Origin of the sequence: Corallococcus terminator, from assembly GCF_049194865.1 — a bacterium.
Taxonomy (GTDB): Bacteria; Myxococcota; Myxococcia; order Myxococcales; family Myxococcaceae; genus Myxococcus; species Myxococcus terminator_A.
This window is the reverse complement of record NZ_JBLZWL010000090.1, coordinates 117,122-123,397: the sequence shown is the minus strand read 5'-3', so window position 1 is coordinate 123,397 and position 6,276 is coordinate 117,122. Positions and strand designations below refer to the sequence as shown.

Here is a 6,276-nt window from a genome sequence, read left to right as displayed (position 1 = left end):
GCCGCGACGCGCTCCTTCTCCGTGGACAAGACGACCCCCATCGCCCCGGTGATTCAGACGCCCACCTCGGGCGCCTCGGTGGGCATCGCTGGCACGGCCTTCATCGGCACCGCTGAAGCCAACAGCACCGTGACGGTCCGCGTGGATGGCACGGTCATCGGCACCCCAAACACCGATGTCGACGGCAACTGGTCGCTGCCCACCAATACCTCGCTCGCCGAGGGGACGCGCACGATGACGGTCACCGCCACCGACGCCGCTGGCAACACGGGCCCCGCCGCGACGCGCTCCTTCTCCGTGGACAAGACGGCACCCATCGTCCCGGTGATTCAGACGCCTGCTGAAGGCGCCCTGGTGGGCACCGCCGGCACGGCCTTCATCGGCACCGCCGAAGCCAACAGCACCGTGACGGTCCGCGTGGACGGCACGGTCATCAGCGCCCCGAAGGCCACTGCCGACGGCGCCTGGGCGCTGCCCATCAACACCACGCTCCCTGAAGGACCGCTCACGCTGACCGTGACCGCCACCGACGGAGCTGGCAACACGGGCCCCACCGCGACGCGCTCCTTCACCGTGGACAGGACCGCTCCCATCGTCCCGGTGATTCAGACGCCCGCCTCGGGCGCCTCGGTGGGCATCGCCGGCACGGCCTTCGAGGGCACCGCCGAAGCCAACAGCACCGTGACGGTCCGCGTGGACGGCACGGCCATCGGCACCCCGAAGGCCAATGCCGACGGAGAGTGGTCGCTGCCTACGAGAACCACACTCGCCGCGGGAAATCGCACGATGACCGTCACCGCCACCGACGGAGCTGGCAACACGAGCCCCACCGCGACGCGCACCTTCTCCGTGGACAAGACCGCCCCCATCGCTCCGGTGATTCAGACGCCCGTCGCGGGCGCCCTGGTGGGCACTACCGGCACGGCCTTCGACGGCACCGCTGAACCGAACAGCACCGTGACGGTCCGCGTGGATGGCACGGTCATCGGCGCCCCAAGGGCCAATGCCGCCGGAGAGTGGGCGCTGCCCACCAGCACCACGCTCCCTGAAGGACCGCTCACGATGACCGTCACCGCCACCGACGGAGCTGGCAACACGGGCCCCGCCGCGGAGCGCTCCTTCACCGTGGACACCAGCCCCCCGCCGATTCCCGTCATCAGCGTCCCGGCCAACAATGCCGTGGTGGCCAGGACGCGCCCTGACTTCAGCGGCACCGCCGAGGTGGGCTCCCGAGTGAGCATCTTCATCGACGGCCTCGAAGCAGGCCCCTTGACGGTCTCCGACACCGGCGCCTGGGCATACACCCCGGCGACGGCGCTGACCCAGGCGCGACACGACGTGCAGGTGCGGGCCACCGACCTCGCGGGGAACGTGGGGGACCTGTCCTCCGCGAGGTCCTTCCGCGTGGATACGACGCTCCCCATCAGCCAGGTCAGCGCGCCGGCCCAGAACGAAACGCTCACCACCGCCACCCCCCGAATCTCGGGGACGTCGGAGGCGGAGAGCACCATCTTCATCCGCCTGGATGGCGCCGCGCTCGCGAATGTCACCGTGGATGGCGCGGGGAACTGGTCCTACGCTCCCACCGCGCCCTTCGCCCACGGACAGCACGCCATGCAGGTGAATGCGGTGGACCTCGCCGGCAACGTGGGGCCGACCATCGTGCGCAACTTCACGCTCGACCTGGAGCTCCCGGGCAAGCCCGCGTTGCTGGGCCCCGCGAATGCCTCGCTCGTGAACACGCGGACTCCGCTCATCCGCGGTACGGCCCAACAGAACTGCATCCTCACCGTGCGCCTGGATGGCCTGCCCCAGGACCAGAAGCCCGTCGTCGACAGCGCGGGCGAGTGGAAGCACACGCCCACGACGGCCCTGTCGGATGGGCTCCACCTGGTCAGCGCCTACTGCACGGACGGCTTCGGCCGGGCCAGCGCCGAGTCCGACTCCCACGCCTTCACCGTGGACACCACGCCGCCCGCGGCCCCGCTCGTCGTCACACCGACGGCCGACGCCATCGTCGGGCCGGGCTTCGACACCCTCACCGGCACGGCGGAGCCAGGGACCACGCTCACCGCGACCCTCAATGGACTGCCCGTGGGGACGACGCAGGCCAACGAGAGAGGCGAGTGGGCGGTGAAGATTGGACTGACCATCATCTCCGGTCCGCAGAACCTGCTGGTCAGGGCCACCGACGTGGCGGGAAACACCGGGGCCGCGTCCACGCCGCGCGCCTTCATCGTGGACGTCCTGCCGCCGACGACCGTCCTCAGCGGCGGCCCCATCGGCACCAGTACGCTCTCCCAGGTCACCTTCACCCTGACCCCCTCGGAGACCGTCGCCGGCTTCAAGTGCACGCTGGACGGCGTGGACCTGACGCCCTGCGAGAGCCCCCTCACCGTGCGCTCGCTGGCGGAGGGCGTCCACACGCTGGATGTGGTGGCGACGGACCTCGCGGGCAACGTGCAGCTCACCCCCGCCCATCACCAGTGGAACGTCATCCGTCCCAGCACGGTGGAGGGCGGCGGCGTGGGCGGATGCTCCAGCGCCGCGGGCGCCCTCCCGCTCGGCCTCGTCTGGCTGGCGTGGGTGGGCCTGCTCGGACTGCGCCGTCGGCGGTGAGGCGTCCTCCTCACCGCCGAGGCGGGGCTCGCGTCACTGAATGGTGAACGAGCCCACGTAGATGTTGGTCCAGGCCATGGGGCCGATGCTGCCGTTGGAGTACCAGCCGCCGTTCAGGTAGGCGCCGATGAACCAGAACGACGAGTAGACGTAGTACGTGCCCGGAACCAGCTCGTGGGTGGTGGCGACTTCCTGCTCGTGCGCGATGACGCAGTTGTCATGCGAGTGGTGGGTCTGGTGCGTCTTCACCAGCTGCCCCTGCGCGTTGTAGATGTAGAAGTTCGCCTTGCTGCTGGGCGCGACGACGCCGGCGAAGGTGAGCGTCCCGCCCTGGCTGAGCGGGCTGCTGTAGCGAATCCACGTGTGGCTGGGCTGCCGGCACTCGTCCAGCGGGCGGCCATAGCTCAGCGGGTACATGGGCACATTCGCGCTGATGGAGCCGGGCGGAGTGGAGCTCTGCGCGGTGCTGATGGTGACAGGGGTGGAGCCGCCGCCACAGCCGCCGCAGCCACCACCACCACCGCCCGGGTCCTCGCCCTCACCGGGCAGGGGCGGGAGCGGCGAGCGCGCCGTCTCTTCATGGTTGTCGGACGGGGACTCCGGCATCGGCTCGCCGCAGGCGGACAGCAGCGTCGCGAGGCACAGCGTGGCAAGGGCCGAAAGGAACAGCTTCATGGGTGTCATCTCCGGGCTGGGACCTGGCGCGACCATCGCGCCAAGACGCGGTCAGGGCCGGCGGACCCGCCAATTCCCCCCACGTCGTGCCAGGAGGTCGGCACCCCGGGATTTTCTTTGCATTCATGGGCGGAGATTTCCTCGCGCCCCCTTCGGCCCCTCGCGTCAGGAGGCTCGGGCGGCCTCCAGCACCGAGCGCCGGGCGGCCACCCAGCTCCGGGCCTCCTCCTCCGTGTCCACCATGCCGAACGAGGCGCCCTGCGACCGCCCCAGCAGGCCCGAGGGCCGGCCCAACATGCTGGCCATGGTGCGCAGCGCGAAGCTCGCGCCGAAGATGACGATGCCCTCGTAGGGCATCACCTCCGGAGTCTCGCTCAACGCCTTGCGTGCCTCCGGCGAGATGCTCGACCCACGGCGCGCGTCGCAGAAGAGGTAGAGCCGGGACTGCACCACCATCAGCTCGCGCCCCACTCCGCACAGCGCCTGGATGAGCTTGAGGTCGAACACCCCGACATGGACCAGTCGGACGATGTCGGGAGACTCGAACCACATCTTGCTGTCACCGAACGTCCACATGCGGACCATGACGTGTCTCCTCGATGAACCCGGAAGCGGTCAGCGCTGGGGAGCGGAGGTGCTCCCCGGCCACGGCGAGTGGAAGCGGTCGCTGGGCCCTTCAGACGACGGGCCTGGACGTGGGAGGCGACACGAAGCCGAGCATCTCGTCCGCGAGCCGCTGGGCCTCCTCGCGCTCCGACGCGGCCGTGCGCGCGCCCACCACCTGGACACCGAGCAGCGCAAGCCCCTGCTCGAGCCCCAGCGCCGTCTCCACGCCGTCGAGCTGGATGCCCATGCTCTGGAGCGTGAGCGCCACGTCCGCGCCCATGCCGCACAGCACGGTGCGCGTGCCCATCAGCCGGGCCGAGGCGGCCAGCCGCGCCAGCACCGCGCACAGGTGGCTGTCCACCAGCCACAGGCCGGAGATGTCCACCACCATCCCCTTCGCGCCGGTGCGCTGGATGTCGCGCAGCACGTCCGAGCTGAGCTGCGCCGCCTGCGCGTCGGTGATGTCACCCTGGAGGGGAACGATGAGCTGACCCCACAGCGGGATGATGGGGATGCGCGACAAGTCTCGCGACGGGTAGGGATTGTCCGGGGCGCCCATCATGACTCCACATCGGCCACCAGCACGGTGGCGTCATCGGTGGCACGGCCGAAGCGCTCCAGCAGGAACGCACAGGCCGCGTCGGGGGACTGCGTTCGGACCAGCTCCAGGTCCAGGCGAAAGCTCAAGCCATCGGTGAAGACCGCGAGCCGGTCTCCGGGCGACAGCGGCGTGGAGACGGTGCGCAGCGTGCGGAAGGACTGGCCGAGGATGCCCGGCGTGGGGAGCACGGGCACGCGCGTGCCCACCGTGCGCAGCTCCACGTTGCCCACGCCGCCACAGTGGAGGGTGTGCCCGTCGAACACGGCGAGCATGATGGCCGCGCCCCGGCCGTGGCGCAGCGCCGCGTGAAGCGCCTCCATCAGCGGCTCCACGGACGGGCCCAGCGGCGTCTGGCCCAGGCAGCGCGAGGCCTCCGCCGTCGCCTGCGCCGCGGCGGGGCCGTGGCCCAGCGAGTCCACCACCGCCAGCAGCGTGTACGGCCCGTCGACGCGCACCACCACGCCGTCGCCGTTCTCCACCTCGCCGACCTTCGGGCGAGTCAGATGGGCGACGGACAACCTCACAGCCACACCTCGAACTCCACCAGGGTGCCGGAGGCGCCCGTGTTCACCTCGAACCGGTCCGCCAGTCGCTTCACGCCCAGGATGCCCAGGCCCATGCCCGTCTTGCTCCGGTAGGTGCCCGACAGCACGCGCTCCAGCTCGGGAATGCCCCGGCCCTGGTCCTCCGCGCGCACGCGCAAGAGCTTGCGCGGCGACTGCACGGGGATGAGCTGGATGGTGCCGCCGCCCGCATAGGCGATTTGATTGCGCGCCAGCTCGCTCACCGCCGTCGCGACCTTCTGGCACTCGTAGCCGCGCCCACCCATCGACTCACACAGCGCTCGCGCCGCGAGCCGCGCGTGGCTGGCGTCCGACTCCGTGCGCACCAGGTACGTGGTGGGCCTGACGTCCATCACCGTCGGCGCGGCGGCCAACACCGTCGGCTCGCGCGCGTTCAGCCCCGAGGGAACGGTGGCCGTCCCCACCATCAAGGCCCGCAGGCGAGCGGCCAGGTCCGGGCGACGGGCCGCGTCCACGAAGTGACGCGTGGCGGGCTCCAGCGCTTCGATGACGCGCGGCAGCTCCGCCGCGCTCAGCGTGTCCGCCGACAGCCGCAGCGGCTCCAGCGTTCCTCTCAGCACGAGCCGCGCCGCGGTCTCCGTCATGAAGAGCTGCAAGACGCCCAGCAGCTGTGTACTCGTCACGCCCCGACTCACCACGGTCTCCTTGCATCCAGCTTCATGCGCTTGCGCGCGAACACTTCCAGGCCGCCGCCCTCGCGATTGGACACACGCACCTCGTCGGTCAGCCGGCGGACCGCGGCGCCGCCCTCGCCCAGGCTCTCGCCCGGCAACGGCCCGGCACGTCCCTCGCGGCCCAGGAAGAGCCGCTCCGGCTCCGCCATGCCCGGACCCCGGTCCAACGCGCGGATGCAGAGCCAGGTGTCGTCCTCGCACCAGACCTCCACCGTCCCGCCCGCTCGCGTGTGGCGCACCAGGTTGGTGGCCAGCTCACTCACCACCACCGCCACTTCCGCGCTGGAGGACGCCGACAGGCCCGAGTCCCGCGCGAAGCGCCGACCCAGCGAGGCAGCCACCACCGCATCCACGGGATGGCGAACGACCACGGACAGCCGGGACTCCAGCAAGGCGGTGGCGGGCAGCGGCAACGGCAAAAGTCAGTCCTGGAGTAAATCCCTTGGAATTACGCCAGCATGAGGCAATAAATTTGCGGGGATTGTAAAGCGGTTCACGAAGCACCCATGGAATGCCC

Annotated in this window: 7 protein-coding genes; 1 reads left to right on the top strand and 6 read right to left on the bottom strand. The window is 70.6% G+C overall.

Annotation, left to right across the window (positions count from 1 at the left end):
* Positions 1-2,619: Ig-like domain-containing protein (locus ACN469_RS28355; protein ID WP_498772718.1), on the top strand; the 2,619-nt coding region annotated here is incomplete at its 5' end.
* Positions 2,620-2,652: 33 nt separating this feature from the next.
* On the opposite strand, the gene ACN469_RS28350 is transcribed toward ACN469_RS28355, so the two are convergent.
* The 6 genes from ACN469_RS28350 to ACN469_RS28325 all read right to left on the bottom strand — a co-directional run bounded on the left by ACN469_RS28350 (position 2,653) and on the right by ACN469_RS28325 (position 6,178).
* Complete coding sequence (locus tag ACN469_RS28350) at positions 2,653-3,294, bottom strand: hypothetical protein (protein WP_498772716.1); 642 nt, start codon at positions 3,292-3,294, stop codon at positions 2,653-2,655.
* A gap of 165 nt (positions 3,295-3,459) precedes the next feature.
* A complete protein-coding gene (locus ACN469_RS28345) occupies positions 3,460-3,879 on the bottom strand; it encodes an STAS/SEC14 domain-containing protein (protein ID WP_498772714.1) in 420 nt (139 codons plus the stop codon).
* Positions 3,880-3,970: 91 nt separating this feature from the next.
* Positions 3,971-4,462, bottom strand: a complete 492-nt coding sequence (locus ACN469_RS28340) for an STAS domain-containing protein (protein ID WP_498772712.1) — start codon at positions 4,460-4,462, stop codon at positions 3,971-3,973.
* Positions 4,459-5,025 (bottom strand): SpoIIE family protein phosphatase, encoded by a 567-nt coding sequence (locus ACN469_RS28335; RefSeq protein ID WP_498772730.1) that lies wholly within the window; start codon positions 5,023-5,025, stop codon positions 4,459-4,461. The genes ACN469_RS28340 and ACN469_RS28335 overlap by 4 nt, the downstream gene beginning before the upstream one ends.
* Entirely contained in the window at positions 5,022-5,669 is a 648-nt protein-coding gene (locus tag ACN469_RS28330; protein WP_498772728.1) for an ATP-binding protein, read from the bottom strand. The genes ACN469_RS28335 and ACN469_RS28330 overlap by 4 nt, the downstream gene beginning before the upstream one ends.
* Before the next feature lie 47 nt (positions 5,670-5,716).
* Entirely contained in the window at positions 5,717-6,178 is a 462-nt protein-coding gene (locus tag ACN469_RS28325; RefSeq protein ID WP_498772710.1) for an ATP-binding protein, read from the bottom strand.
* Between the last annotated feature and the right edge of the window lie 98 nt (positions 6,179-6,276).